Origin of the sequence: Agrobacterium radiobacter, assembly GCF_040801995.1 — a bacterium.
Lineage (GTDB): Bacteria > Pseudomonadota > Alphaproteobacteria > Rhizobiales > Rhizobiaceae > Agrobacterium > Agrobacterium radiobacter.
Genome location: NZ_JBEGHX010000002.1, coordinates 966,536 through 991,557, shown reverse-complemented (window position 1 = coordinate 991,557; position 25,022 = coordinate 966,536). Strand labels below are relative to the sequence as shown.

Here is a 25,022-nt window from a genome sequence, read left to right as displayed (position 1 = left end):
GCATCGCCGAATTTGGCGCATTCGCCATCCATACAAGTTGCTTATTACTCCAAAAAAAATCGGTCTTAGGCAAGCGATGAAAGCTTCACTACTGTTTGCTCAACGATAGGGGACAAACATGCCATTCTCAGACTACAAGACCGCACTCGTAACCGGCGCATCTTCCGGAATTGGCGCCGCTGTCGTCGAGCGACTTTGCCGTGAAGGGCTGGAAGTGCATGCGGTTGCCAGAAGTGTGGGCGCTCTCAACCAGCTGGCGAAGCGCACGGGCTGCTTCGCACATGCCATAGATGTGACAGACCGGGCGGCGCTCGCGAAGCTCACCAGTGAGGTGGCGTTCGATGTCCTCGTGAACAATGCCGGTGTCGACCGCCCGAAGAAATTTCTGGAAGCGGATGAGAGTGACATCGATCTCCTGATCGACGTCAACCTGCGCGCCGTGCTGCATCTCTGCCGCATGGTGGTGCCGGGCATGGTGGCGCGCGATCGCGGCCATGTCATCAACATCTCCTCCATTGCCGGCAATTATAATTTCGGTGGCAATTCCACCTATCACGCCAGCAAGGCAGGCGTGGCGATGCTGTCCAACCAGCTGCGCATCGATGCTTTCGGCAAACGCGTGCGGGTGACGGAAATCTGCCCCGGCCGCGTCGCAACCGACATCTTCAACCATGTTCATGGCGATGATCCGAGCATTCGCGAACGTTTCATCGATGGTTTCGAGCTGCCGCAGGCCTCCGATATCGCCGATGCGATCGCGTTTGCCATCGCTGCGCCCGTGGCCATGAATATTGGCCACATGGAAATTACCCCGACGCTTCAGGTCATGGGCGGTCTGCAGACGGCCAAGCCCCAAACGGTTGAAAATCGACCGACTGAAAATAAGGCTGCGGCGGGTGGAGCCGGAGGAAGAGTCGCGTGAGCGGTTTTGACCTCTGGGCAATTCTGAACAATGCGGACTACGTCTCGATGTTTTTGCATGGCATCCAGATGACGTTCATCATCTATGCCGGCTCATGGCTGCTTGCCATGTCGCTCGCCATCGTGCTGCTTGCCATCCGCCTGTCGCCTTTCCGCTTCGGTGATCCGCTGGTGGCGGCCTATGTGTCCTATCACCGCAACGTGCCGACGCTGGTGCAGCTGATGCTGTGGTATTTCGGCGTGTTCACGCTGCTGCCGAGCGGACTGGCCAGCTGGCTTTCGAGCCATAATGCCGAAGCGATCTTCGCCATTATCGGTCTCGGTCTTTGTCAGGCTGCATATTTCAGCGAGGATCTGCGCTCCGGCGTTCGTTCGATCAATCCCGGCCAGATGGAGGCCGCACGTGCGCTCGGGCATAGCTATGTCTCGGCCATGCGTTTCGTCATCATGCCGCAGGGCGTTCGCAATGCGCTGCCGCCGCTGATCAATCACAGCACGTCCCTCTTCAAGAACAGCAGTCTCGGCGTTCTGATCGGTGCACCGGAACTGACCCATGCCGTCAAGGAAGTCGAGAATCTGAGTTTCCGGACATTTGAGGTCTATCTGGTCGCCACCGTGCTTTATCTGTTCTTCTCGCTGCTGATCATGGGTCTTGGAGCCTATATCTCCATGCGCGCCGATCCTCTCCGGAGGGCACGGGCATGATCCACGACATGATCGCAATCATCCAGGATTACTGGCTGCTGCTCCTCATCGGCCAATATCCCAACGGGCCGCTCGGCGGGCTTGCCAACACGCTTATCCTGTCGGCGCTCAGCATCGCGCTCGCCTTTCCCGTCAGCATCCTGATGGCGCTCGCACGGCTGTCGAAATGGCGGCTCCTGCGCTGGCCGGTCACTGCCGTGGTCTATTTCACCCGCGGCGTGCCGCTGCTGATGCTCATTCTCTGGAGCTATTTTCTCGTTCCGCTCTGGACCGGCGCCGACGTGCCGAGCTTTGTCACCATGCTGACCACGCTCGTCATCTATCAGGGCGCTTTCATGAGCGAAGTCGTGCGCGCCGGCATCGTATCGCTGGGCACGGGGCAGATGGATGCGGCGCGGGCGCTCGGCCACGGTTATTTCAGCGCGATGCGTTACATCATCCTGCCGCAGGCGCTCTACAACATGATCCCGAGCCTGATCTCGACCTTCGTATCCACCATCAAGGACACGACCCTCGGCTACGTCATCAATGTGCCTGACCTGACCTTTGCGGCGAACCAGGTGAACAACCAGCTCCTGACCCAGCCCTTCCAGGTCTTCCTCATTCTGGCGCTGGTCTATTACATCATCTGCTGGTCGCTCACCCAAGTCGCCAATCTTCTCGAGCGCCGCATCGCCCGCCGGCGCGCCGGCCCGCGCGGCAAGCTTGCCGTTGACACCGCACCGGCCCCCGCCAATATCGTTACGGAGCAGCTATGACCGCGCCAGTTTCCGCCACTCAGGACTACACCATCACGCTTTCGCAGGTCTGCAAAAGCTATGGCGATTATCAGGTGCTCAAGGATGTCAACGAAAACGTCACCCGTGGCGAGGTCGTGGTCATCTGTGGGCCGTCGGGTTCCGGCAAGTCCACCCTTATCCGCACGATCAACCGTCTGGAGGAGATCAGCAGCGGCTCGATCATGCTGGATGGCAGGAACATCCATGCCCAGATGCGCGCCAAGGAGCTGAATGCGCTGCGCAGCCGGGTGGGCTTCGTCTTCCAGAGCTTCAACCTCTTCCCGCATCTTTCGGTGGTGGAAAATGTCTCCATGTCGCCGATCCGGGTGAAGGGTGTTTCCCCGGCGGTTGCGCATGAAAAGGCGCTGAAGCTTCTCGATCGCGTCGGCCTTGCCGACAAGGCCGGTTCCTATCCCGCCCAGCTTTCCGGCGGCCAGCAGCAGCGCGTCGCCATTGCGCGGGCGCTCGCCATGGAGCCGCCGGTCATGCTGTTCGACGAGCCGACCTCAGCGCTCGATCCGGAAATGGTCGGTGAGGTGCTCGCCGTCATGAAGAGCCTCGCTGCCGAAGGCATGACCATGCTCTGCGTCACCCATGAAATGGGCTTTGCCCGTGAAGTGGCCGACCGCATCTGGTTCATCGATGCCGGGCGCATTCTCGAAACCGCGAAACCGGACGAGTTTTTCAAAAATCCGCAACATCCGCGTGCCCAGCGGTTTCTTGCCGATCTGAGACACTAGGACCCAACCTCTATAATAACAGGGAGAACTGAAATGAACTGGAAGTGCATTACTCTTACCGCCATATTGGCGACCTCGGCTGCGGTCATTCCGGCCAAGGCGGATCAACTCGATACGATCATTGCAAACAAGACGCTGCGTTGCGCGACATTCGCCGACGTCCCGCCTTTCGCCTCGCCGGACCCGAAGACGCGTGAAATGGCAGGCTTCGACGTCGATTTGTGCGGCGCTATCGCCAAGGAACTGGGCGTCAAGGCCGAGATCAAGCCGGTGTCGGTCGAAGCGCGCGTTCCAGAAGTCAAGCTCGGCCGCGTCGATCTCTCGGTGGCGAACCTTGCCTATACCCAGAGCCGCGCGGAACAGATCCAGTTCAGCGATCCCTATTATCTGGCTAAGGAAATGCTGATCGTTCCGGTCGACGACCCCGGCACCAAGAAGTCCGATTTCGTCGGCCAGCGCATCGCTTCCAGCAAGGGCTCGACGTCGGAACTCTCCGTCAAGCTCAACAAGTCCGAGCCGCTGACGTTCCAGGATACGGCGTCCGCCTATCTCGCCGTGCAGCAGGGCAAGGCGCGCGGCATCGTTGGCAACACCATGACGATGACCAAGTTCGTCAACGAATCCAAGACCAAGGGCAAGCAGATGCGCATGATCGAAGAGCCGATGCTCTTCCAGCCGATCGGCATTGGCATGGCCAAGGACAATCCGGCGCTGACGGCCAAGATCAACGAGATTCTCCGCAAGCTCGATGCGGATGGCGAGATCAACCGTATCTGGGACAAGTGGCTCGGCCCGAACACCGAATACAAGATGACGCGCACCGACAAGGTCGTGCCTCTGTCCGAACTGAAGTTCGATCCGATCCCCTGAGCCTCGGCTCAGCCTCGGCCATCATTCCATCCATTCAACACCATCATCGGTCGGCGAGACGTTCTCGCCGACGGTTTCAACGTGGGAGGTTTTCATGATCCACATTAAAGATATCGCGCAGCGTCCGGCCAAGGCGGATGTCGAAGCCCTAGCCAAATTCTCTCCCGCCACGATTCATGAGGCGCAGGGACGTCGCGGCGCATTGTCATCCCGGCTGAAGCCGGTCGATTATCGCATGAAGCTCTGCGGTCCGGCCTTCACGGTCAAATGTGCGCCGCGCGACAACATCATGCTGCAGCTTGCCATCAACTATGCCAAGCCGGGCGACATCATCGTCGTTTCCGCCGGCGAATATGAAGAAGCCGGTTCGTTCGGCGACGTTCTCGCCAATGCCTGCCTCGCAAAGGGTATTGGCGGCCTGGTGACCGATACCGGCGTGCGCGACACGCTGCAGCTGCGAGACCTCGGTTTCCCGGTCTTCTCGCTCAGCGTCTGCATCAAGGGCACGGTCAAGGAGACCATTGCCGCGGTCAATGATCAGGTGATCGTCGGCGGCGAGATCATCAATCCGGGCGATATTATCGTCGGTGATGCCGATGGGCTGGTGGTCGTCAGACGCGATGAAGCGCAGGAAGCGGCCAAGCTTTCGCAGGCGCGCGAAGATGCCGAAGCCGGTTACATCGAAGCCTACAAGCAGGGCAAGTCAGTGATTGAGGTCAGCAAGCTCGAGGCTGTGCTGAAAGCCAAGGGCCTTGTGGTCGATATCTGAGAAATCCGGGGAATGGCCTGGCGGCATTAGCCGCCATGCCGAACCCTCATGGGAGGAGAGACTATGAAAGCGGTTGTCATCCACGCGGCGAAGGATCTGCGGATCGAGGAACGGCCGGACGAACAGCCCGGCCCGGGACAGGTCGAGGTCGCCATCGAGGCGGGCGGCATCTGCGGCTCCGACCTGCATTATTACAATCACGGCGGTTTCGGCACCGTGCGCGTGCGTGAGCCGATGATCCTTGGCCATGAGGTGGCCGGTACCATCAAGGCTTTGGGAGAGGGGGTTTCCGGTCTGGCTGTTGGCGACCGTGTTGCCGTATCGCCGAGCCGGCCCTGCAACCATTGCGAATTCTGCCTGAAGGGTCAGCAGAACCAGTGCCTGAACATGCGCTTTTATGGCTCCGCCATGCCCATGCCGCATATTCAGGGTGCATTCCGCCAGCGCCTCGTCGCCGAAGCATACCAGTGCCACAAGGTGCGGGATGGCGTCTCCATCCATGAAGCGGCCATGGCCGAACCCTTCGCGGTAACGCTGCACGGCGTCAACCGCGCTGGCGCATTGACCGACAGACGTGTTCTGGTCACCGGCTGTGGGCCGATCGGTGCGTTGGCGATCATTGCCGCCCGTGCTCATGGCGCCCGGGAAATCGTCGCGACCGACATCATGGATGCGGTTCTGCAAAAGGCGCTCGCCATCGGCGCCGACCGCGTCATCAATGTCGCCAGCGACCCGGATGGGCTCTCCGCCTATTCGGCGAACAAGGGTTATTTCGACGTTCAGTTCGAGGCGTCCGGAAATGAAAGAGCCGTCCGTTCGGGTCTCGAAGCGCTGAAACCCCGCTCTACCGTGGTTCAGCTTGGCCTCGGCGGCGATGTGTCCATTCCGCAGAATATGGTGGTTGCCAAGGAAATCGAGATGAAGGGCACGTTCCGGTTCCATGAGGAATTCGGACTTGCCGTCGATTTCATCAATCAGCGCCGTGTCGACCTGAAGCCCCTGCTGACTGGAACCTTTCCATTGGAAGAAGCGGTTGCGGCATTTGAAGCCGCCGGTGACAGAAGCAGGTCGATGAAGGTTCAACTCGCCTTTTAACGGGCGCCGTTCCCTGGTTTCGAAACGGTCGCAGGAAGATTTCGATTGCGGCCGTTTACGCGCGGTTGAAAGATCATTCGGGCCGTGGCCGGACGAAGCGCTGTTCTAGCACCTCGCTTCCCCATTGGCTGCCCGGATGTTCCTCAACACATGCGAAACCATGGGCTTCGTAAAGGTGTCGCGCGGCCAAAAGGCCGTTGAATGTCCAGAGGTGGGTCTCGGCAAACCCTCTTTCATCAACGAAGGCCAACGCAGCCTCCAGCAGCCTGCGTCCCACACCGCCACCGCGTACGCCGTCATCAACGATGAACCAGCGCAGATGCGCAATATCCGCTCCGAGATCTTCACCATCGATAGCGACGGAGCCGATGATCTCCTGTCCGCGCATTGCGACCCAGATCGCATTCTTCGGGCTTTCGAGCCGGTTGCAGAAAGCCGCGAGGCCTTCGGCCACGACGGATTCGAAACGCTGGCCGAAACCGGATGTCCGGGCGTAATAAAGCGCATGCATCTGCGTGATACGGGCAATGATACCCGGCCTGTACCCCTCCTGGATCTCTATGGAGGGAGCAACGGTATCGGTCCGGTCTCCCAGCGCATCGGCATAAAGACGGAGCCCTTGGAGGATCGTGTGGGCATCCGCCGACGTAAGCTGCGTCAGGGCGTCGGAGACCTGCCGGTTCGCAAAGCCGTGAATGGCGCCCACCTTCTCCTGCCCTTTCCCCGTCAGACGCAACCGCTTGATACGGCTATCCTCCTCATCCGTTTCTTCGCGAACATCGCCGGACAGCACGAGCTTGCGCAGCATGCGGCTGACACTCGATTTTTCAAGCCGCAGCAGCTTTCCCAGATCCCGCGCCGTGATGTTGGGGCATGTCTCGATCTCGATCAGTGCATGCACGGCGGAGGGCGGCAGATCGGTGCCGGCAAAATCTCCGCCCATGAAGCCGAGTTCGCGGACGAGCCGGCGCGAGGTGGAGCGGATATCGCTTACGGGGAAAGGTTGCTGGGACACGGTCGATCCATTATGGTTGCATCATGCAACCATAATCACATTCTGCTTCGCTTGCCAAGATTGCTGCCAACGTAAAAGGCTGGCTTTCTCAGCAAAAGCGGGCAATCTGCTCTCCCGGCCGCCGACAATGGTGGCTAAACCGATATCATCGGCAAGATGGATGGTCGCTGAGACCGTACGGTGGAATTTCCCGGCCGCGTTCGCGGCAGTTGATTATCCGGCTATGGAGCAGGCATGCCCGACACGCCCCGATTTTTCCGTTATGCGGTTTTAGCCGCCATGTTTCCCGTGGCCGTCCTCGGCCTGGTGGCGACTCCGAACGAATATCGCGCCATCGGCATGAAGGCTGTCGATTGCGATGGCCCCATATCCGTTCTGATTGCCGCCGTGCCGGCGCTTGCGGTCTATGCAATTATCGGCTGGATGTTTCTCTCCGGAGCCAAACGCCATCGGTCGCTGATTTCAGCCTGTTTTTGTGGACTTGTTTGCCTGGCGCTCGTCTGGAATATCGGCATGGCGCTTCAGGAGCAGCGACGAAACGCGGCTGAAATGGCATGCGGTTTCAGTGGTCGATTGTGACCGCGCTCCGCTCAAGTCCTTCTGTAACCGTCCTGCCTGCTCAACGGAACCGAAGGTTTCGGCGTGTGAGCTGATCGACGGAGGTGCAACCCATCAGCTTCATGCCGCGCTCGATTTCGATACGCATCAGCTCAAGCGCCCGTTCCACGCCCGGTTGTCCGGCGGCGGCAAGGGGGAAAAGGTAATAGCGGCCGAGCCCCACGGCTTTCGCGCCGAGAGACAGTGCTTTCAGAACATGGGTGCCGCGCTGCACGCCGCCATCCATCATCACGTCGATCCGGTCGCCGACCGCATCGACGATCTCGGCCAGTTGATCGAAGGCGCTGCGGGAGCCATCGAGCTGGCGCCCGCCGTGATTGGAAAGCACAATGCCGCTGCAGCCGATTTCCACGGCGCGTCTGGCGTCATCCACCGACATGATGCCTTTAAGGCAGAACGGCCCGCCCCATTCGCGCACCATCTGCGCCACATCGTCCCAGTTCATCGAAGGGTCGAGTATGTCGGTGAAATAGCGGCTGATGGAAAGAGCGCCGCCGTCCATTTTGATGTGGTCATCGAGCTGCGGCAGGCTGAAGCGCTCATGTGTCAGGTAATTGATGCCCCAAGCCGGCTTGATGGCGAATTGCGCGATGCCGGAAAGATTGAGCTTGAACGGAATGGCAAAGCCGGTGCGCTTGTCGCGCTCGCGGTTGCCGCCGGTGATGCTGTCGACGGTCAGCATCATCGTCTCGACACCGGCGCTCTTGGCGCGCGCCATCATATCGCGGTTGAGGCCGCGGTCCTTGTGGAAATAGAACTGATAGACCTGTGGGCCGCCGCTGATCCGGCGCGCTTCTTCCAGGCTCGTGGTGCCGAGCGAAGAGACGCCGAACATCGTGCCGTATTTCCCTGCCGCTGCCGCAACCGCCCGTTCCCCTTGATGATGGAAAAGGCGTTGCAGCGCCGTCGGGGAACAATAGACCGGCATGGAGAGCTTCTGCCCCATGACGGTGACCGACATATCCACATCGGCCACGCCCCGCAGCACATCGGGAACGAGATCGCATTTTTCGAAGGCGGTCGTGTTTCGCCGATACGTCACCTCGTCATCGGCAGCACCGTCTATGTAATTGAAGATCGGTCCGGGAAGACGCTGTTTGGCCATGCGGCGAAAATCGTGGAAATTATAGCAGTCTTTGAGTTGCATCTGTTACCCGACCGGTCCGGTTTGAAAGCTTTCAAAAGAGTATCGGAAACCTATACCGGAGATTTAGGGCGGGCAATCATGCCATGGACGATTTCCGCAGGCTCAAAGCGATGGATGCCGCGAGGTCGGAACGGCAAGAGCTGTTCTGCACCGAGAAGCTTCGCTGAAAGCCAGAGAACCGACATCCACATTTCCGTGCCCTGCAGCCCGGCCGGGTGCCCCTCTGCGAAGGCAAAGCCCTTGCCTCTTTGCCAGCGCCCCTCATTTCGGCGCAGAATTTCCCGGGCTATCTCCTTTGCCTCATCTTGCCGGTGATCCGTCTGTTTCAGGCAGAGAAGAAGGGGATGGATCGTATCGAGCAGGTTGCAGGCATTAAAATTCCCGCCATGAAAACCGCCATAGGCATGATAATTGGCGATGACGGAGTCTATTGCTGCTGCCGGATAGGGAACGGGCAGGCCGAACTGGGCATGGGAGCCGCGGGTAAGTCGGTAAAAGCCGTTGACCGGTTGCAGTAGGCCCTGTGTGGAGGTCGGCTCACCCCAAAGCCCGGTGGTTTTCTCCACGTTCATGGCCAGCCAGCCGAAGAGAACGGTGAGATTGTCGCCGGATGTGAAATAGCGCCTGTTGAAATAAAGCGCGGTGGCGATGGCGTCTATGGTGGCGCCGCAATGCCATGCCCGGCTTTGCCACGGCAGTTTTTCCAGCAACAGGATGAGTTCGTCGGCACGGAGATGCTCGACGAAAGCGATCGGCTGTTTCGGCGCGGCGCTGAAACATTCAAGCGCATATCCGACCGCCAGAATATTGTAGAGGACGGCAGGGTCCTTCTCGGGCGGCGTTAACGGGCGGTGGTCACCGGCGAAAAACAGTCCGGTTTCCTGATCCTGCAGGGCCTGAAGGCTGGCCACGGTTTCTCCGGCATCGAAAGCGATATCCTCCTGTCCGAAGGCCGCCGCGATCTCGATCGCATCGCACAGATGCCTGACGCTTTCGACCTCATGTCCGGATGCATCGGCGGAACGATAGATGCCATCTTCGCCATAGGAGCGGATGGCGGCAAGCCAGTCGCCGGCAATCTCCTTGCCGAGTTCTTGCAGCAGATGATCGGGCAGCTTCGGTGCGGCCGCTTTTCCTCCGCGGTATCGCAGAACCCGGGCGGGAACGCCGCCTGCAATGGCCATGGCGGGAATGTTTTTCGCCACCACCGCGCCTGCGGCGATAACAGCGCCGCGTCCTATCTTCACGCCATCAAGCACAACCGCATTGGCGCCGATCCAGACGTCGTCACCAATCTCTATCCCGAGCGAGGTCAGCGGTTGGCGATAGATCGGAGTTTCAATGTCGTCGAAACCATGGTTGAAGCCGACGATGCTGACATGTGAGGCGATACGCACGCCGTTGCCGATCGTCACCTTGCCGGAAAGACAGGCATAGGGATTGATCGAGACATTTTCACCCAGTTCGATATTGCCGCGCACGATTGCATAACCGGCGACCCACGACTGCGCACCCATCAATAACCTGTCCGTATGCACCTCGGCCTTGTCGGCAATGTAAACGCCCTGCCCGAAAACGGCGTTGGCGGAGCGCTCAAGGCCGCGCAGCCGCGCCTGATGGTCGGGGCTGTCGATATCCTCCTGCTTCCGCTCCCAGGTCAGGATGTTCAGCCGATCCGGCCTCTGGGAGACACCCGGTGTGTCGTGGGTCATCTCCGTCAGCCTGCGCGGTTTTCATCGAGAGCATGGGCGGGAACGCGCCGTCCTTTCCGCTTGAACATCTTTTCCAGCCCTGCGAGATCAGGAATATCGGGAAGGGCAGCCAATGCGGCCTCGGCCTCTTTGCCAGCCGGCAGTGCCATGGCCGCCGTCACCAGCAGCGTTTCGCCGGAGGCGATGGTGCCGCGCAATTGCGGAACAAGGGTTCTGGCGTGGATAAGGTTGGTATTGGCGATTGCCTGATGGCATAGGCCTTCGCGCCGAATACCGGCCGAAAGATCGGCGATGATGCTGGTGTCAGTCTGTCCGTAACAGACGGCGCGACCTTCGCCCGCCTCGGTGCGGTCGCTATTGAAATCGGCCCGCTCTATGGCAAATCCGCCTTCTGATGTTTGCAAGGGGCGTGGGGTGCGGATGCGGTGCAGCCTTATGTGCCAGGGGTTTTGCGGCACGAGCCAGGTCTCGATCTCGACATCCGCCCATGGCCGCCAGCGGGAATAGAGGCAGTCTTTGGCAATCAACGCCTCTTCCATCGTCTCGCGGGTGCGGAAGTGCACCCCATCGTCGGAAAGGCCGAGCATGCCGTCGAAACTCGCGGCGGCAAAATGCCGGTCATCCGCTTCGATATTGAAGGCATAACGGGTGGAATAGACGAATTTCGAGTATTTTTCCTGCGCGCCGCGCATCCTCTCGTGCTGTTGCCCGGAGGACAGGACCACGATGTTGCCCGGCGTATGAAAGGCCACCATGCCGGGCTCTGCTAGGGGAACCGGTTCGGCAAACTCCTGCGGTTCGGCCTCTTCCGCGGCCCAGAAGGGGTGATCGGCGGGCAGCGCCAGCGGCAGGAAAAATTTAAGCGCCCAATAGGGCGAACAGGGAGAATTATAGCTCTCGCTCATCAGAAGGTTCGGATAGGCGTATCCAACTGACAGGACGCCATCGCGATCGGCGATAGGCCGCTTCGACCACCAGCGGATATGGCGCATGTAATAACCCTTGATTTCCGGCCACGGCAGGGCCTTGAGACCGGAAAAGGCAAGAGCGCCCCAGAAGCCGCCCGCCGCAAACCGGTAGGTCTGGCTGCGCCCGAAGGCGAGCGATGCCCCGTCGGGCCCGAACCAGTGGCGCATGTCGCGAGCGAAAATGCGCGAGCGTTCGAGGAACCGCGCTTTTCGTGCCCCGTCCCCTTTCGCCAGCGCCGTATAGATCAGACCGTAAAAATGCATGGCGAAGGGAATATAATGATCGACCCGGCGCACCGGCCCGTCTCGATACCAGCCATTGCCGATATCGAAAGCCTCGAGCTCATCGAGATAGGCCTGGGTTTTGGTCCGGTCGAATTCCACATCCACCCGCTCCAGCCCGAGATCGATCAGGACTCGAAAGAATTTCCAGTTATTGTCGACGAATTCCCGCTCGCGGGCGGCCAGAAGATAGGCGGCGACAATCTGTTTGTCCGTTTCGGCGAGTGGCTCCCAGATATGCTCGGGAACCATGGCAAGCGCAAATCCTATGGCCGCCAGTTCGACCAGCCGTTGGTGACGGTCGGCGGTATCGCCCCAATATTCGGGGTGAGCCGGGTTGGCGCCATTGGCCAGTCCACGTCTGTAGAGATCCCAGTGCGGAAAGTCATAACCACCGGCGGCAAGCGGGACGATGCCCCATAATGGCCGGGCAAAACCCTCCAGTTCCGCCGCAGGAAAATCGAAAATCGCCCCGGTTGCACCGAGCCGTACACGCGCGCCGCCGGGCGAAAAATAGGCAAGCAGCGGGTTGAAGAGATCGATCACCGCCTTTGCGAGATCGTCCCTGCTGCGAAGCGGGTTGTGAAAGAGTGGATTTGCTTTGGCGGTCTCGTGAGGCACGGTTACGAATGTCCGGAATTCATGATCAAAGGAAAGGGCCGCGGGCTTATCGCCCGCGGCCCCCGCGATAATTATTTGATGGCTTTGACGCCGTCATTCATGTCCTTGATGCCGTCATCGATGGAGATATTGTCGGTCATCAGCGCGTCATGCACGCGGTTCAGAACGACCTCGATCTTGGCTGCATTCGGGTTGACCGCCATTTCCAGATAGGCCTTGCCCGCCTGCAGCGCGTCCTTGCTGTTCTGATCCTGCGGAAAGCCCGGCAGCGCTGCGATCTTCTGAGCCACATCGTCGGTTCTGAGTGCAGGGAAAGTGCCGGTGGAGGCGATGATCGCCGCACCCTCAGGTCCGGTGACGAAGTGGATGAAATCCAGCGCCGCTTCCTTGTGGCCGGAATTGGCATTCACCGACAATCCGGCAATCTGCGCGGCCGTCGCGCCTGCCGCGACCCCATCCGGATGGGGGAATTTCACGATGCCCCAGTTGGCGCTTTTCGACTCGCCGGATTTTACCTTGGCGATCTGGGTTCCGACGAACCATGTGCCCATGGGCAACATGCCGATCGTTCCGTTGAAGAACAGGGCGGAATAGTGGGTGTTGGATGTTTTCAGCGAGGCATAGGACGGTATCGCGCCGCTTTTCTGCAGGGCAAGCGCACGCTCATACCAGGGTTTCAGGAATTCATAATTGCCGTCCACCAGCGTGTGTTTGCCATCCTGAATGCCCGGCAGCTGCACCGTCGAACGCCAGGTGTGCAGCAGCGCGCCATAGGTGCGGTTGGCACCCATGCCGCTCTTCAGCTTGCCGGCGATTTCATCGAATTGCGCCCAGCTCATGTCATTGCTGGGGTAAGGCACGCCCGCCTTGTCGAAAATATCCTTGTTGTAATAGACCACCCAGAAATCCGAGCGGAACGGCAAAGCATAAATCTTGCCATCGATGGTCAGTTCCTCGATCAGGCCGCCATAGGGGGCCGTCTCGATCTTCTGGTCCTTGATGAAGCCGCTGAGATCGGTGATGTTGCCGGCGCGCACCAGATTGGCGTAGCCGGGCACATCCTTGATGGTGACGACGTCGATATCCTTGGAGCCGCCGGTCAGCTGCGTGGATATCATCTGCGTATAGTCCTGCGAGCCGAGGTCCACCACCTCGAACGTCACATTCGGATGCTTCTGCTTGTAGGCCTCCATCAAGGGCTTGAAATAAGCGCCCTTGTCCAAATCCCACAACGCCCATTTAAGCGTGACGGGTGCATCACCCGCAGCGTGTGCCGTTACTCCCATTCCCATGGCAATGCCGAGACCGGCGGTTGCGAGAGCAAATGCACGTCTGGTTGTCTTAAACTCCATAGCCCGTTTCTCCTTCCCTGACTGATGTCGTTTTGATTTTGGTCTGCCTTAAGTGCCGCTCCCCGCCGGTTCGGGCATCCGCACGCGCGTTTTCGCGGCGGCGTTTCTCGCCGCGAAACACAGGGCGAACATGCCGAGCGAAAAATTGATGGTGGCCGGCATGAACACGGATACTGGATAAAAGAGGATATGTGTGAGCCAGAGCGCTGCGACGAAACCCAGCGCCGCCAGCATCGGCAACGGTTTCGTGAGTGCAAGAAATGCCGCCTGTCGCAGGGTTTCCGAAAGCGGCAGGTCCTGCCTGGCCAGAATAACACTGGCATAGGCGCTGAGGAGGATAAGGAATAACGTTACCGCCAGGCTGATCGCAAAAGGCAGGCTGTAAGCGAGCTGAAGCCGGGCGGCCCCGGCATAGCTGACAGTCGTATAAGTACCAGCGCTCACCAGCAATGCGCTTAAGACCACAAGCGTGGTGCCGCGCAGGGCGAATTTTGGCAGGGCTTCGAGAAAGTCGCGCAGCAAATAGGTATTTTTGTCGTCCGCGAAGGAAACACAGATGCGGGCCACGGCGAACATCGCCGCCGGCATCGTCACCACTGGCAGACTGGCGATGAGGAACAGGAGATTGAGCTTCACCATCTCCCACCATTCGCGTTTGAGGATATCCAGGAAGAGCGCAAGGCCGGTCAGCGGCGGGGCGTTCTTGTCGATCCCGGCTCCTTCCTTCGTCCATAACCCTGCCAGCCATTGCATCGCGTTTCTCCCGGCCGCGTCAGTAAAGGATCGATCGTTCGGTGACAGGATCGAAGAGCTGCGCATTCGTCAGATCGGCCACCAGGTCGACGGGATCGCCGATCTTGGCCCTGAAACGCGGTGAGACGCGCGCAACGAGGTTTCTGCCGCCGGAGACGAGATTGAGATGCACTTCCGATCCCATTGGCTCCGCCAGTTCCACCGTCGCACTGAAGGGCGCGACGTTGGCGGCATCGATATCTGCGGGGGCGAATTCGTGGAAATTTTCCGGTCGGATGCCGAGAATGATGTCCTTTCCCTCGTAAGGTCGCAGACGCCCGGCATCGATATCGGCTGGCAGCGGCAGGGGAGTGCCGTCGAACAGGGCGGTGAAACGGTCGCCGTCACGGCGCAGCGTCACGGGGAGCATGTTCATCTGCGGCGCGCCGATGAAGCCCGCGACGAACGTGTTGATTGGCCGGTCGTAGAGGTTCTGCGGCGTATCCACCTGCTGGATATGGCCGTCCTTCATCACCACGATGCGATCCGCCATGGTCATGGCTTCCACCTGATCATGGGTCACGTAAATGAAGGTGGCGTCCAGCCGCTTGTGCAGCTTGGAAATTTCCGACCGCATGGTGCCGCGCAGCTTGGCGTCCAGATTGGAAAGCGGTTCGTCGAGCAGGAAAACTTCCGGATTGCGCACCATCGCCCGGCCGAGAGCGACACGCTGTCGCTGACCGCCGGAGAGCGCCTTGGGCTTGCGGTTCAGCAGATGGGTGATGTCGAGAATTTTCGCCGCTTCCTTGACCTTGGTATCGATGATCTCGCGCGGCGCTTTCCTAAGTTCCAGACCGAAGGCCATGTTCTTGTAGACGGTCATATGCGGATAAAGCGCATAATTCTGGAACACCATGGCGATGTCGCGGTCCTTGGAGGGCACGTCATTCATAACGTCTTCGCCGATGCGCAATTCGCCACCGGAGATTTCCTCCAGCCCGGCAATCATCCTGAGCGTCGTGGATTTGCCGCATCCGGAAGGGCCGACCAGAATGATGAATTCCTTGTCGGCAATATCCAGATCGATATCGTGAACGACCTTGAGTGCACCGAAGGTTTTGTTGAGTTTTTTCAGGGAAATACTAGCCATCTGTTCCTCGCGCTCACCAATAGGAAGACCAGTTGCGCGAAAGCCGGATCAGCGCTTCCAGATAATAATAATCGCCCCAGGAGACGCATTCATCGACGCCTTCGCCCCGGCAGGTGTTATGGGGCGTCTTCTTGGAATAGGTGCCGTGCAGAAGCTGCCCGTTGGAGGTCGCGGGATCGCGAACCGAATAGATATCGGCGAGGCTTTTCACCATGCGCCTCGCCAGATTGCGGTATTCTTCTGCCTTTTCCGGCGTCTCCAGCTCCGCCATCTCCAACAGGCCACAGGCGACGATGGCGGCTGCCGAGCTGTCGCGCGGTTCACCGTCGCCATCGACAAAGATCAGGTCCCAATAGGGCACGAGATCGTCGGGCAGATGTTTGAGATAGAAGGCCAGAAGCCGCTCGAAAGTGTCACGATAGGCAGGCAGGCGCTCATAGCGATAGGAGATGGCCATGCCGGCGATGCCCCAGGCCTGTCCGCGCGCCCAGTAGCTCTCATCGCTGTAACCCTGCTTGGTGACGCCCCGCACAGGCGCGCCGGTTTCCGGGTCCATGTAGAATGTATGATAGGTGGAATCGTCAGGCCGGATGGAATGGGCAAGTGTGGTGCGGGCATGGGCGAGTGCGACGGTCCGGTAGTCTTCCCGGCCCGTTTCGCGGCTAGCCCAATAAAGCAGCGGCAGGTTCAAAAGGCAGTCGATGATGTAGCGATATTCGTTGGGGTTGTCCCTGCGGCCCCAGGCCTGAATGAATTGCCCGACGGGCTGGAACCGCTCCATCAGCTGATCGGCCGCCATAAGCGCCGCGCGCCTGCCGTCTTCGTCTCCCACCAGTTTCCATGCGGCGATGCAGGAGGGCGAATAGAGAAAACCCATATCGTGATGGTCGGTCTCGATGCGGTTTTCGATACGGTGCAGAAAGCTCTGCACCTGTATTTGCGCCGCATGCTGAAAGGTCCTGTCGCCGGTATGTTCGAAGGCGAGCCATATCTGGCCTGGCCAGAAACCGGCGGTCCATTGGTCGTTGGCGACTGCGGGGTAAAAATTCTTCACGCTCGAATGGTTCTGCGCCGCGTAGGTGAATTGCGGCAGATTGCGCCTGACCTGCGCGATGGCGGCCGTCAGCGCAGCATCGATTTCCGCTATGGTGATCGGGGTTGGAAGGGACGTGGTCAAATCGAGCATGAAATCAACCCTTGAGGCCAGTGGAAGCGACGCCTTCGACGAAGAAGCGCTGCAATGCCAGGAAAACGACGAGAACCGGGATGAGGGCGACGACCGAGGCGGCCATGATCAACCCGTATTCGGCCGAATATTGCGAAATGAACATGCGCAGGCCGATCTGGATGGTCTTCAGCTCGGTTTTGGTGAGATAGATCATCGGCCCGAGAAAATCGTTCCAGGTTGTGACGAAGGTGAAGATCGTCAATGTGGAAAGCGCCGGTTTGGAAAGCGGCAGCATGATCTTCGCCCAGATCTGGTACTCGTTCATGCCGTCGATGCGGGCCGCTTCGCATAGCTCGTTCGGGATCGACATGTAGAACTGCCGCATCAGGAAAACGCCGAAGGCGGTGAAGGCTTGCAGGAAAATCAGGGCGAGATGGGTGTTGTTGAGCCCGAATTCTCGCATCAGCAGGAATTGCGGCACCATATAGACCTGCCAGGGCATGGCGATGGTGGCGATATAGCCGAGAAACAACGTGTTCTTGTAGGGAAAATGCAGCTTGGCAAAGGCATAGGCCGCAAAGCTCGATGTCAGCAATTGCAGCAGCGTGACGATGATCGTCAGCTTCGACGTGTTGTAGATGAACAGCGCCAGCGGGATCTTCGTCCAGATTTCCACGTAGTTCTCCCAGCGCGGCTGAGAGGGTATCCATTCGATCGGGAAGGCGAAGACATCACGGCTGAGCTTCAGCGATGCCGACAGCATCCATGCGAAGGGCAAAAGCATGACGATGGTGACGACGATGACGGTCAGATAGATGCCGATCGTCGCGGTGGGGATTTTACGGTCCATGATGCGCATGGATCAATCCTCCCGCTGCCGTTTGAACTGGACGATGGTGACGACAAGGACCAGGAAAAACAGGACGAGGGCGATCATGCTGGAATAGCCGAGATCCCAGGAAATGAAGGCCTCATTGTAGATGTGGTAGACGAGAACGAGCGTCGAGGTGCCGGGGCCGCCCTGCGTGATCATGTAGACCTGATCGAAAACCTTGAAGGACTGGATCGTCAGCATGACGGTGACGAAAAAGGTCGTCGGCGCGAGTTGCGGCAGGGTGACGTGGATGAATTTCTGCCAGGCATTGGCGCCATCCAGCCCTGCGGCTTCATAAAGCTCCGAATTGATGCCCTGCAACCCGGCGAGATAGATGACCATGTAATAGCCCATGCTCTTCCACACGCCGAAGAGAATGACCGTGACCATGGCCCAATGCCGGTCGGCCGCCCATCCCGGCATGTCGGCGGGATCGAGGCCGAGCGTATAGAGCAGCATGTTGACCGGACCCATTTCCGGATTGAAAATCATGTTCCAGACGACGGCCACGGCGACCAGCGATGCGACATAGGGAAAGAACATCGCGGTACGAAAGAAATTGCGGCCGCGGATTTTCTGGTTGAGCAGGATCGCAAGCCCCAGCGCACAGGCGAGCGTCGCCGGCACCGATGCGACCGTGTAGATGACCGTGTTCCAGAAGGCAGCGATGAAGGCCCTGTCTTCGAAAAGCCGCCAGAAGTTATCGAGGCCGGCGAAACGCATTGCATTGGAGCCATCCCAATGCATGAAGGCCAGCGCAAAGGCGAAGAGGATCGGCCCGAGCGTGAAAATCGCAAAGCCGATAAAATTGGGTGCAATGAAGGAATAGGCGACGAGCGCATTTTCAATCCTGCGCCGCCGCTTGGAGACGACCCGGACTTTCTTCTTCCCATACGGAACCGCCTGCTTGTCGGACATGGTCGCGGTTGCGATTGCCACAGCCTACCTCCCATTGCTGCCGTTTCACCGCGTCATCGGTGTCGGCTGCTGCGTTTTCCATTACGGCCGGGGTCTTCACCCTGCCGCCTCCCGCGCTCTGGATAACACAATATCAATATTGGTCAAACAACTTTGCATTAAGTCAGACAAATTTCTGGTTTTCTAGAAATACGTATGATAGGAGCCGCATATCGGATTGCGGAACGCGCGGGAGGTTTGAGGGCGTGTTTGTCGAAATGATGCGGCTCCTGCCCGAACGGCTCGCCGATTTCGGTGTGGAACTGACGGTGGAAAAAATACGGTCTTCAGCGCCCGATACGGTCTACCGCGGCCTCGTCGAGGCGGCGGAAAAGGCGCTTGGCGAGCCATGGTCCGTCATTCTGGCGGGCGATTACCGGGAATATAGCCGCACCGGCAATCGCGATCGTTTCGAGGCGCTTTATTTTTCCCGACGACTTAAGCTGAACGCGCTGGTTCTGGGGGAATGCGCCGAAGGGCAGGGCCGTTTTCTCGATGCCATCATCGATGGTCTCTGGCTGATATGTGAGGAAAGCGGCTGGCAGTTGCCCGCCCATAACTCCCATATTCGCGGCGGTCCACGCGACCCGCTGCCCGACCCGGAAAATCCTGTCATCGATCTGTTTGCAGCTGAAACGGGCGCCAGTCTGGCGCTGTGTCTGCACCTGCTGGCACCGGAGCTGGAGCGGGCAAATACAAATCTCGTTTCGTGGGTCCGCGCCGAGATCGATCAGCGTATAACAAAACCCTATCTCGCCCGGCATTTCTGGTGGATGGGGAATGGCGACGAGCGGATGAACAACTGGACGGCCTGGATCACCCAGAATGTTCTTCTCTCGACCATGCTATCTCCCATTGACCAGCCGACGAGACGTTCGGTCGTCGAAAAGGCGCTCAAGAGTCTAGATGCCTTTCAGAAGGATTATGCAGAAGACGGTGCCTGCGAAGAGGGTGTTCTTTATTACGGTCATGCGGCACTTTGTATGTTCGGGGCGATGAGCATTCTCGAAACCTCCGCGCCCGGCTCCATGGCGCCGCTCTTTCATGCGCCGAAGCTTCGCAACATGGCCGAATTCATCGTCAACATGCATGTGGCGGGGGACAGGTTTTTCAACTTCGCTGATGCGCCGGCGAAGATCGAGACATCCGGCGTGCGGGAATATCTTTTCGGCAAGGCCGTTTCTTCGCCGTCACTCCAGACTTTCGCTACCGCCTGCTGGGACCGCTCGCCGGACCGGCTTATGCACAAGGAGTGGAACCTCTGGTATCGTGTCCAGGCGGTTCTGGCCACACAGGAATTGTCTGCGCTCACTGCTGCCGACCCCGCAAAGACCGACATCGCCTATCCCGGCATCGGTCTGGCGATTGCCCGCGACGGGGTTTTTGATCTTGCCGTGAAGGCGGGCAATAATGGCGAGAGCCATAACCACAACGATGTCGGCAGCTTCACGCTTTATAAGAACGGCAGGTCGTTCATCATCGATGTCGGGGTGGAAACCTACACTGCAAAAACCTTCTCGCCGCAGCGCTATGACATCTGGACGATGCAGTCGGCCTTTCACAATCTGCCGACTTTCGGCGGCGTCATGCAGGTCGCCGGGGCAGAGTTTGCAGCTGCAGATTTTGTGACCAGGTTTTCTGAAGAAGAGGCGGAATTTTCTCTCGATATGGCCGGGGCTTATCCCAGCGTCGCGGGTGTTGAACATTATCGTCGCCGTGTCCGACTGCTGCGCGGCCGCCATGTGGAAGTCCTTGACGATTATCAGGGTGGCCGGGAGGCGGTTCTGTCGCTGATGGTCGCCGAAAAACCTGCCCTCATGCCGGGTGGCCTGGTCTTTGCGGGGCTGGGAGAGATAGCCTGCGAAGGCGCAGGAGAGCCTGTCATCGAAGCCATAACAATCAACGATGCCCGCCTTCGCCAGTCCTGGTCGCCGGAAATCTATCGCGTTCTCATTCCCATCAAAGCCAAACGTCTGTGCCTGACGATCAGTTAAGGAAGTGCCGATGAAGCTCACACTCAAGGTCGTCAATGCGGCGGGAGATGTTCTGGCGGAAGCCGGAGCGGAGGATGAAGCTTTGCTGGTCTATCGCGCAGAATATTGCGAGGGAGACAGGCTTATCGTCGCGGTTTCGCAGCCAGGCCACATCTGGCTCGCGCTCGATGCCGGCATGCCGCCGACGCTGGTTTTCTTGCACGGGAACGAGTTCATCCTGCCTGTTCCTTCCGCTGCAAAGCGCAAATCCTATCCGCCGCAGGCCTTCAGCGGTAACCTTCACCGGATCGCTGCCCGCCGCACACTTGCCGGCGAGATTGGAGTTCGCAGGAATCTGGCCCTGAACCCGTTTGATGATCATGAAAACACCTCGCTGTTTCCGCATGTCTATGCGAGCACCGAAACGCGTGGGGAGGCGGCCTTTGCAGCCCGCAACGTCATTGATGGCGAAAAGGCAAGCGCTGGTCATGGTTTCTGGCCCTATACCAGCTGGGGCATCAACCGCGATCCCGAAGCCTCGTTGACGCTCGTATTCGGCCGCGCAGTCCTCATCGACCAGCTGACCTTTTATCTGAGAGCGGATTTCCCCCATGATGCCTGGTGGGAGAAGGCGAGCGTCACCTTTTCTGACGGTGAAAGCGCGAGCTTTTCCCTGCAAAAAACCGGGGCTGCCCAGAGTTTTCCGGTCGTGCCGCGCCGGGTGGAGTGGATCCGTCTGCACGATCTCAAGAAAGCGGACGATCCTTCGCCCTTTCCCGCACTGACGCAGATCGAGGTCTGGGGTGCGGATCTGCGGGAAGCGCCGTAGTTCCTGATCGCGCCCTTCAGAGCATAGAGCGACGACGCAGTTTACCGGAAATCCCTTAGCTGTGCGCGATGCCGCGCAGGTCTCGCATCATGTCGCGGTAGCGGTGCTGGCTGCCCCGCAGATGCGCCTGCATCGCCAGCTTCGCGGCCTGTTCGTTTCGGTCGGATATGGCGATGACGATGGCTTCATGCTCCTTGTGGATCAATCGCCGGTAAGCTGTCTGGTCGTTCTCCGCGGTTTCGGAAACCACGCGCGATTGTGGAATCACGGCCTGGCCGTGCAGTTCGAGAAACTGTGTGAAGAGCGGATTGTTGGTGGCGGCCGCAATGGCCAGATGCAGCGCGAGATCGGCTTCGCGAATGGAGCGGTTTTCTTCGATACATTGCAGAAGCCGGGCGTGACAGTCGAAAATCGCCTCCTCCTGCGATGGCGAGCGGCGAAGGGCGGCGAGCCCCGCCGCTTCGATTTCGAGCGGCGTCCTGATTTCCAGCACTTCCAGATCGGAAGAGAGGCGGGCGCGGTCGATACCGGGCGTGGGTGACGCTTCCTTTTCACGCTTCAGCACGAAAATGCCTGCCCCCTGGCGAACTTCTACCAGCCCGTCGCAGCGTAGCGCCGTGACCGCCTCGCGCACGACGGTGCGGCTGACACCATGGGTTTCCGTCATCTCGATTTCGCTGGGCAAGCGGTCACCGGGTCCGTATTGCCCTGAGGCAATCGCGTTTCTCAGGCTGAGGCTAACTCTGCTGACCAGAGAACCGGAGGATTTGCTGCGCTGTTTTTGCTGTTCAGGCACGTCGGTCACCATGCATTAAAATCGAGGCAGGCGTGGAGCCTGTCAAATATGTATGATGAATTTCAATAAAACTCAATGATCATACCAATTTTACCCGCTTTCCTGCAGAAGTCGGGCAGGATGGCATTAAAATCTTCCCGACTCTGGCAGGAGATACTAGGCTGGGCCGGCAAACTGTTCCGTGGAAACGGCATGCAACGCCCTGCCGGTTCTGAAAAAGCTCTCGATATTGCCGATCGTGGTGTCCGCGATGTTCGTGAGGGCTTCCTGCGTGAAGAAGCCCTGATGGCCGGTCACCAGGACATTGGGGAAGGTCAGCAATCGGGCGAAAACGTCATCGCGCAGCACGTCATTGGAAAGGTCCTCGAAAAAGAGATCGGCTTCTTCTTCATAGACATCGATGCCGAGGCTGCCGATCGTGCCGTCTTTCAGACCCGCAATCGCGGCCTGCGTGTTGATGATGGCGCCGCGGCTGGTATTGACGAGCATCACGCCCTTTTTTAGCAGCGGCAGTGTCTCCCTGCGAATGAGGTGACGGGTCTCCGGTGTGAGTGGGCACATCAGCGCCAGAATGTCCGATGTCTGGAACAGTTCCTCGCGCGTGACATATTCCATGCCCAGCGCCTCGCAATCGGGATTTGGCCGGAGATCGTGGCCGACGAGACGGCAGCAGAAACCGGCCACAATGCGCGCGAAAATCGCCCCAATCTTCCCCGTACCCACAATGCCGACGGTCTTGCCGTGAAGATCGAAGCCAAGCAGCCCATCAAGGGCGAAGTTTCCTTCACGGACACGGTTATAGGCGCGGTGAATCTTGCGGTTGAGCGACAGGATGAGCGCCATGGTGTGTTCGGCAACCGCATAGGGCGAATAGGCCGGGACGCGCGCAACGGTCAGGCCGAGCTTTTCGGCAGTGGCGAGGTCGACCTGATTGAAACCGGCGCAACGTAGAGCAATGAGCCGAACACCCATTTCCGCCAGCTTCTCAAGCACCGGTCGCGACAGGTCGTCATTCACGAAGGCGCAGATCGCCGTCGCTCCCTCCGCCAGCGCCACGGTCTCGGGAGACAGGCGTGCTTCGCAATATTGCATCCGCATGCCAGGGCGGGCGGCGGCGTCAAGGAACTGCCTGTCATAGGGTTTGGCGCTGTAGACCACGATCCGCATCTGTTTCTCCAGTCTCCAAACGAAAGCTGCCGTTACAGGGCGGTGGGTCCGGCAGGTGGCTTAGCTGCGAAGGCCCGGCGCTTCCTGTCCCGTGCTTTCGACATATTCGGTATAGCCGCCGCCATATTGGTGGATACCATCAGGCGTCAGTTCTAGCACCCTGTTCGAGAGCGCAGCCAGGAAATGGCGATCGTGCGAAACGAAGAGCATCGTGCCTTCATAACCCGACAGGGCCTTGATCAGCATTTCCTTGGTGTCGAGATCAAGGTGGTTCGTCGGCTCGTCCAGCACGAGGAAGTTCGGCGGATCGAACAGCATGGCGGCCATGACGAGACGGGCTTTTTCACCGCCGGAAAGAACACGGCAGCGTTTTTCCACGTCGTCGCCGGAAAAGCCGAAACAGCCAGCAAGGGCGCGCAACGGCGCTTGACCCGCCTTCGGAAAACGCTCCTCCAGCCATTCGAGAATGGTGCTGTCGCCATCCAGCACATCCATGGCATGCTGGGCGAAATAGCCAAGCTTGACGCTGGCGCCGAGGGTGACATTGCCGGAATCCGGTTCCGCCGTGCCGGTCACCAGTTTCAGCAGCGTCGACTTTCCAGCGCCGTTGACGCCCATGATGCACCAGCGCTCCTTGCGCCGCACCATGAAGTCCAGCTCACCATAGATCGTGCGGCTGCCATAGGCCTTGTTGACCTTCTTCAGCGCCACGACATCCTCGCCGGAGCGAGGCGCCGGCGCGAATTCGAAAGCAACTGTCTGACGCCGTTTTGGCGGCTCGACGCGGTCGATCTTCTCGAGTTTCTTCACACGGCTCTGCACCTGCGAAGCGTGAGAAGCGCGGGCCTTGAAGCGTTCGATGAACTTGATTTCCTTGGCGAGCATGGCCTGCTGGCGTTCGAACTGCGCCTGCTGCTGCTTTTCGTTCTGCGCGCGCTGCTGTTCGTAAAAGCCGTAATCACCGGAATAGGTGGTGAGGTTGCCGGCATCGATTTCGATGATCTTGGTGACGATGCGGTTCATGAATTCGCGGTCATGCGAGGTCATCAGCAGCGCGCCGTCATAATTCTTCAGGAAGTCCTCGAGCCAGATCAGGCTTTCAAGATCGAGATGGTTCGAGGGTTCGTCGAGCAGCATCACATCCGGGCGCATCAGAAGAATGCGGGCAAGCGCCACGCGCATCTTCCAGCCGCCGGAAAGCTTGGAAACATCGCCGTCCATCATCTCCTGGCTGAAGCTCAGCCCGTCCAGCACCTCGCGGGCGCGGCCTTCCAGTGCGTAGCCGTCCAGCTCCTCATAACGCGCCTGCACTTCGCCGTAGCGTTCGATGATGGCGTCCATCTCGTCCATCCGGTCGGGATCGGACATGGCTGCTTCCAATTCGCGAAGTTCGGCTGCCACTTCACTGACCGGGCCTGCGCCTTCCATGACTTCGGCGACGGCAGAGCGGCCGGACATTTCACCGACATCCTGATCGAAATAACCGACCGTCATGCCCTTCTCGACAACGACCTGGCCCTCATCGGGCTGCTCTTCACCCGTTATCATCCGGAACAGCGTGGTCTTTCCGGCGCCGTTCGGACCGACAAGACCGATCTTCTCGCCGCGATTGAGCGCGGCGGAGGCCTCGATGTAGAGAATGCGGTGACTGTTCGACTTGCTGATATTTTCGATGCGGATCATGACAGGGCCTGTGAATGGGAGCGGCCCTCCTATGCCACGGGCCGCCGCCGCTGTCACCTGCCGTGCGTGTCTTGCCAGCCATGCAGTCTGGCAACATCA

23 protein-coding genes are annotated in these 25,022 nt (G+C 59.2%); 10 read left to right on the top strand and 13 right to left on the bottom strand.

Features of this window, described 5'->3' with window-relative positions:
- Window positions 1–118: 118 nt before the first annotated feature.
- The 7 genes from MRBLRC7O_RS18435 to MRBLRC7O_RS18405 all read left to right on the top strand — a co-directional run bounded on the left by MRBLRC7O_RS18435 (window position 119) and on the right by MRBLRC7O_RS18405 (window position 5,879).
- Window positions 119–922 carry an SDR family oxidoreductase gene (locus tag MRBLRC7O_RS18435; RefSeq protein ID WP_111820615.1) on the top strand — a complete coding sequence of 268 codons (804 nt, stop codon included), beginning with the start codon at window positions 119–121 and terminating at the stop codon, window positions 920–922.
- Entirely contained in the window at window positions 919–1,626 is a 708-nt protein-coding gene (locus MRBLRC7O_RS18430) for an amino acid ABC transporter permease (RefSeq protein ID WP_003505985.1), read from the top strand. The genes MRBLRC7O_RS18435 and MRBLRC7O_RS18430 overlap by 4 nt, the downstream gene beginning before the upstream one ends.
- On the top strand, window positions 1,623–2,384 hold the full coding sequence (locus MRBLRC7O_RS18425) for an amino acid ABC transporter permease (protein ID WP_003505987.1): 762 nt from the start codon (window positions 1,623–1,625) through the stop codon (window positions 2,382–2,384). Before MRBLRC7O_RS18430 ends, MRBLRC7O_RS18425 begins: the two co-directional genes overlap by 4 nt.
- Window positions 2,381–3,145 (top strand): amino acid ABC transporter ATP-binding protein, encoded by a 765-nt coding sequence (locus MRBLRC7O_RS18420; RefSeq protein WP_003505989.1) that lies wholly within the window; start codon window positions 2,381–2,383, stop codon window positions 3,143–3,145. The genes MRBLRC7O_RS18425 and MRBLRC7O_RS18420 overlap by 4 nt, the downstream gene beginning before the upstream one ends.
- A 33-nt stretch (window positions 3,146–3,178) precedes the next feature.
- Window positions 3,179–4,015, top strand: coding sequence for an ABC transporter substrate-binding protein (locus tag MRBLRC7O_RS18415; protein ID WP_026363393.1), 837 nt, complete (start codon window positions 3,179–3,181; stop codon window positions 4,013–4,015).
- A 94-nt stretch (window positions 4,016–4,109) separates the two neighbouring features.
- Window positions 4,110–4,784 carry a 4-carboxy-4-hydroxy-2-oxoadipate aldolase/oxaloacetate decarboxylase gene (locus tag MRBLRC7O_RS18410; protein WP_003505993.1) on the top strand — a complete coding sequence of 225 codons (675 nt, stop codon included), beginning with the start codon at window positions 4,110–4,112 and terminating at the stop codon, window positions 4,782–4,784.
- 63 nt (window positions 4,785–4,847) lie between these two features.
- Window positions 4,848–5,879: an L-idonate 5-dehydrogenase gene (locus MRBLRC7O_RS18405; protein ID WP_111820614.1), complete on the top strand. Its 1,032-nt coding sequence runs from the start codon at window positions 4,848–4,850 to the stop codon at window positions 5,877–5,879.
- A gap of 73 nt (window positions 5,880–5,952) precedes the next feature.
- Here the strand turns inward: MRBLRC7O_RS18405 and MRBLRC7O_RS18400 are convergent, their stop codons facing one another.
- Complete coding sequence (locus MRBLRC7O_RS18400; RefSeq protein WP_111820613.1) at window positions 5,953–6,894, bottom strand: GNAT family N-acetyltransferase; 942 nt, start codon at window positions 6,892–6,894, stop codon at window positions 5,953–5,955.
- 234 nt (window positions 6,895–7,128) lie between these two features.
- Between MRBLRC7O_RS18400 and MRBLRC7O_RS18395 the strand changes: the two genes are divergently transcribed.
- Window positions 7,129–7,473 (top strand): hypothetical protein, encoded by a 345-nt coding sequence (locus MRBLRC7O_RS18395; protein ID WP_020810695.1) that lies wholly within the window; start codon window positions 7,129–7,131, stop codon window positions 7,471–7,473.
- Between the two features lie 40 nt (window positions 7,474–7,513).
- Here the strand turns inward: MRBLRC7O_RS18395 and MRBLRC7O_RS18390 are convergent, their stop codons facing one another.
- From MRBLRC7O_RS18390 to MRBLRC7O_RS18350, 9 genes are all read right to left on the bottom strand, one after another.
- Window positions 7,514–8,659 carry an alpha-hydroxy acid oxidase gene (locus tag MRBLRC7O_RS18390; protein WP_111820612.1) on the bottom strand — a complete coding sequence of 382 codons (1,146 nt, stop codon included), beginning with the start codon at window positions 8,657–8,659 and terminating at the stop codon, window positions 7,514–7,516.
- Between the two features lie 50 nt (window positions 8,660–8,709).
- Window positions 8,710–10,371 (bottom strand): acyltransferase, encoded by a 1,662-nt coding sequence (locus MRBLRC7O_RS18385; protein WP_111820611.1) that lies wholly within the window; start codon window positions 10,369–10,371, stop codon window positions 8,710–8,712.
- Window positions 10,372–10,376: 5 nt separating this feature from the next.
- The gene (locus MRBLRC7O_RS18380) at window positions 10,377–12,242 is read right to left on the bottom strand and encodes a DUF2264 domain-containing protein (RefSeq protein ID WP_111820610.1); all 1,866 of its coding nucleotides are present in this window, start codon (window positions 12,240–12,242) and stop codon (window positions 10,377–10,379) included.
- A gap of 71 nt (window positions 12,243–12,313) precedes the next feature.
- Window positions 12,314–13,594 (bottom strand): ABC transporter substrate-binding protein, encoded by a 1,281-nt coding sequence (locus tag MRBLRC7O_RS18375; protein ID WP_111820609.1) that lies wholly within the window; start codon window positions 13,592–13,594, stop codon window positions 12,314–12,316.
- A 48-nt stretch (window positions 13,595–13,642) separates the two neighbouring features.
- On the bottom strand, window positions 13,643–14,347 hold the full coding sequence (locus tag MRBLRC7O_RS18370) for a YesL family protein (protein WP_111820608.1): 705 nt from the start codon (window positions 14,345–14,347) through the stop codon (window positions 13,643–13,645).
- A gap of 19 nt (window positions 14,348–14,366) precedes the next feature.
- Window positions 14,367–15,476, bottom strand: coding sequence for an ABC transporter ATP-binding protein (locus MRBLRC7O_RS18365; protein WP_111820607.1), 1,110 nt, complete (start codon window positions 15,474–15,476; stop codon window positions 14,367–14,369).
- A 13-nt stretch (window positions 15,477–15,489) separates the two neighbouring features.
- Window positions 15,490–16,662 carry a glycoside hydrolase family 88 protein gene (locus tag MRBLRC7O_RS18360; RefSeq protein WP_111820606.1) on the bottom strand — a complete coding sequence of 391 codons (1,173 nt, stop codon included), beginning with the start codon at window positions 16,660–16,662 and terminating at the stop codon, window positions 15,490–15,492.
- Between the two features lie 4 nt (window positions 16,663–16,666).
- Window positions 16,667–17,503: a carbohydrate ABC transporter permease gene (locus MRBLRC7O_RS18355; RefSeq protein ID WP_111820605.1), complete on the bottom strand. Its 837-nt coding sequence runs from the start codon at window positions 17,501–17,503 to the stop codon at window positions 16,667–16,669.
- A 3-nt stretch (window positions 17,504–17,506) separates the two neighbouring features.
- On the bottom strand, window positions 17,507–18,436 hold the full coding sequence (locus tag MRBLRC7O_RS18350) for a carbohydrate ABC transporter permease (protein ID WP_112357198.1): 930 nt from the start codon (window positions 18,434–18,436) through the stop codon (window positions 17,507–17,509).
- Between the two features lie 245 nt (window positions 18,437–18,681).
- On the opposite strand from MRBLRC7O_RS18350, the gene MRBLRC7O_RS18345 reads away from it, so the two are divergent.
- Together MRBLRC7O_RS18345 and MRBLRC7O_RS18340 are read left to right on the top strand one after the other, a co-directional pair.
- The gene (locus MRBLRC7O_RS18345; protein WP_111820604.1) at window positions 18,682–20,469 is read left to right on the top strand and encodes a heparinase II/III domain-containing protein; all 1,788 of its coding nucleotides are present in this window, start codon (window positions 18,682–18,684) and stop codon (window positions 20,467–20,469) included.
- Window positions 20,470–20,479: 10 nt separating this feature from the next.
- Window positions 20,480–21,277, top strand: coding sequence for a carbohydrate-binding protein (locus MRBLRC7O_RS18340; RefSeq protein WP_111820603.1), 798 nt, complete (start codon window positions 20,480–20,482; stop codon window positions 21,275–21,277).
- A 55-nt stretch (window positions 21,278–21,332) separates the two neighbouring features.
- On the opposite strand, the gene MRBLRC7O_RS18335 is transcribed toward MRBLRC7O_RS18340, so the two are convergent.
- From MRBLRC7O_RS18335 to MRBLRC7O_RS18325, 3 genes are all read right to left on the bottom strand, one after another.
- On the bottom strand, window positions 21,333–22,085 hold the full coding sequence (locus MRBLRC7O_RS18335; protein ID WP_111792399.1) for a FadR/GntR family transcriptional regulator: 753 nt from the start codon (window positions 22,083–22,085) through the stop codon (window positions 21,333–21,335).
- A gap of 144 nt (window positions 22,086–22,229) precedes the next feature.
- Window positions 22,230–23,240: a 2-hydroxyacid dehydrogenase gene (locus MRBLRC7O_RS18330; RefSeq protein WP_112539536.1), complete on the bottom strand. Its 1,011-nt coding sequence runs from the start codon at window positions 23,238–23,240 to the stop codon at window positions 22,230–22,232.
- A gap of 60 nt (window positions 23,241–23,300) precedes the next feature.
- Window positions 23,301–24,923 carry an ABC-F family ATP-binding cassette domain-containing protein gene (locus tag MRBLRC7O_RS18325; RefSeq protein ID WP_003506023.1) on the bottom strand — a complete coding sequence of 541 codons (1,623 nt, stop codon included), beginning with the start codon at window positions 24,921–24,923 and terminating at the stop codon, window positions 23,301–23,303.
- Between the last annotated feature and the right edge of the window lie 99 nt (window positions 24,924–25,022).

Coding starts and splice junctions, on each gene's coding strand:
- MRBLRC7O_RS18435 (WP_111820615.1), top strand. CDS start 119: ATGCCATTCTCAGACTACAAGACCGCACTCGTAACCGGCGCATCTTCC.
- MRBLRC7O_RS18425 (WP_003505987.1), top strand. CDS start 1,623: ATGATCCACGACATGATCGCAATCATCCAGGATTACTGGCTGCTGCTC.
- MRBLRC7O_RS18420 (WP_003505989.1), top strand. CDS start 2,381: ATGACCGCGCCAGTTTCCGCCACTCAGGACTACACCATCACGCTTTCG.
- MRBLRC7O_RS18415 (WP_026363393.1), top strand. CDS start 3,179: ATGAACTGGAAGTGCATTACTCTTACCGCCATATTGGCGACCTCGGCT.
- MRBLRC7O_RS18410 (WP_003505993.1), top strand. CDS start 4,110: ATGATCCACATTAAAGATATCGCGCAGCGTCCGGCCAAGGCGGATGTC.
- MRBLRC7O_RS18405 (WP_111820614.1), top strand. CDS start 4,848: ATGAAAGCGGTTGTCATCCACGCGGCGAAGGATCTGCGGATCGAGGAA.
- MRBLRC7O_RS18395 (WP_020810695.1), top strand. CDS start 7,129: ATGCCCGACACGCCCCGATTTTTCCGTTATGCGGTTTTAGCCGCCATG.
- MRBLRC7O_RS18390 (WP_111820612.1), bottom strand. CDS start 8,659: ATGCAACTCAAAGACTGCTATAATTTCCACGATTTTCGCCGCATGGCC.
- MRBLRC7O_RS18385 (WP_111820611.1), bottom strand. CDS start 10,371: ATGACCCACGACACACCGGGTGTCTCCCAGAGGCCGGATCGGCTGAAC.
- MRBLRC7O_RS18375 (WP_111820609.1), bottom strand. CDS start 13,594: ATGGAGTTTAAGACAACCAGACGTGCATTTGCTCTCGCAACCGCCGGT.
- MRBLRC7O_RS18370 (WP_111820608.1), bottom strand. CDS start 14,347: ATGCAATGGCTGGCAGGGTTATGGACGAAGGAAGGAGCCGGGATCGAC.
- MRBLRC7O_RS18365 (WP_111820607.1), bottom strand. CDS start 15,476: ATGGCTAGTATTTCCCTGAAAAAACTCAACAAAACCTTCGGTGCACTC.
- MRBLRC7O_RS18360 (WP_111820606.1), bottom strand. CDS start 16,662: ATGCTCGATTTGACCACGTCCCTTCCAACCCCGATCACCATAGCGGAA.
- MRBLRC7O_RS18355 (WP_111820605.1), bottom strand. CDS start 17,503: ATGCGCATCATGGACCGTAAAATCCCCACCGCGACGATCGGCATCTAT.
- MRBLRC7O_RS18350 (WP_112357198.1), bottom strand. CDS start 18,436: ATGTCCGACAAGCAGGCGGTTCCGTATGGGAAGAAGAAAGTCCGGGTC.
- MRBLRC7O_RS18340 (WP_111820603.1), top strand. CDS start 20,480: ATGAAGCTCACACTCAAGGTCGTCAATGCGGCGGGAGATGTTCTGGCG.
- MRBLRC7O_RS18335 (WP_111792399.1), bottom strand. CDS start 22,085: ATGGTGACCGACGTGCCTGAACAGCAAAAACAGCGCAGCAAATCCTCC.
- MRBLRC7O_RS18330 (WP_112539536.1), bottom strand. CDS start 23,240: ATGCGGATCGTGGTCTACAGCGCCAAACCCTATGACAGGCAGTTCCTT.
- MRBLRC7O_RS18325 (WP_003506023.1), bottom strand. CDS start 24,923: ATGATCCGCATCGAAAATATCAGCAAGTCGAACAGTCACCGCATTCTC.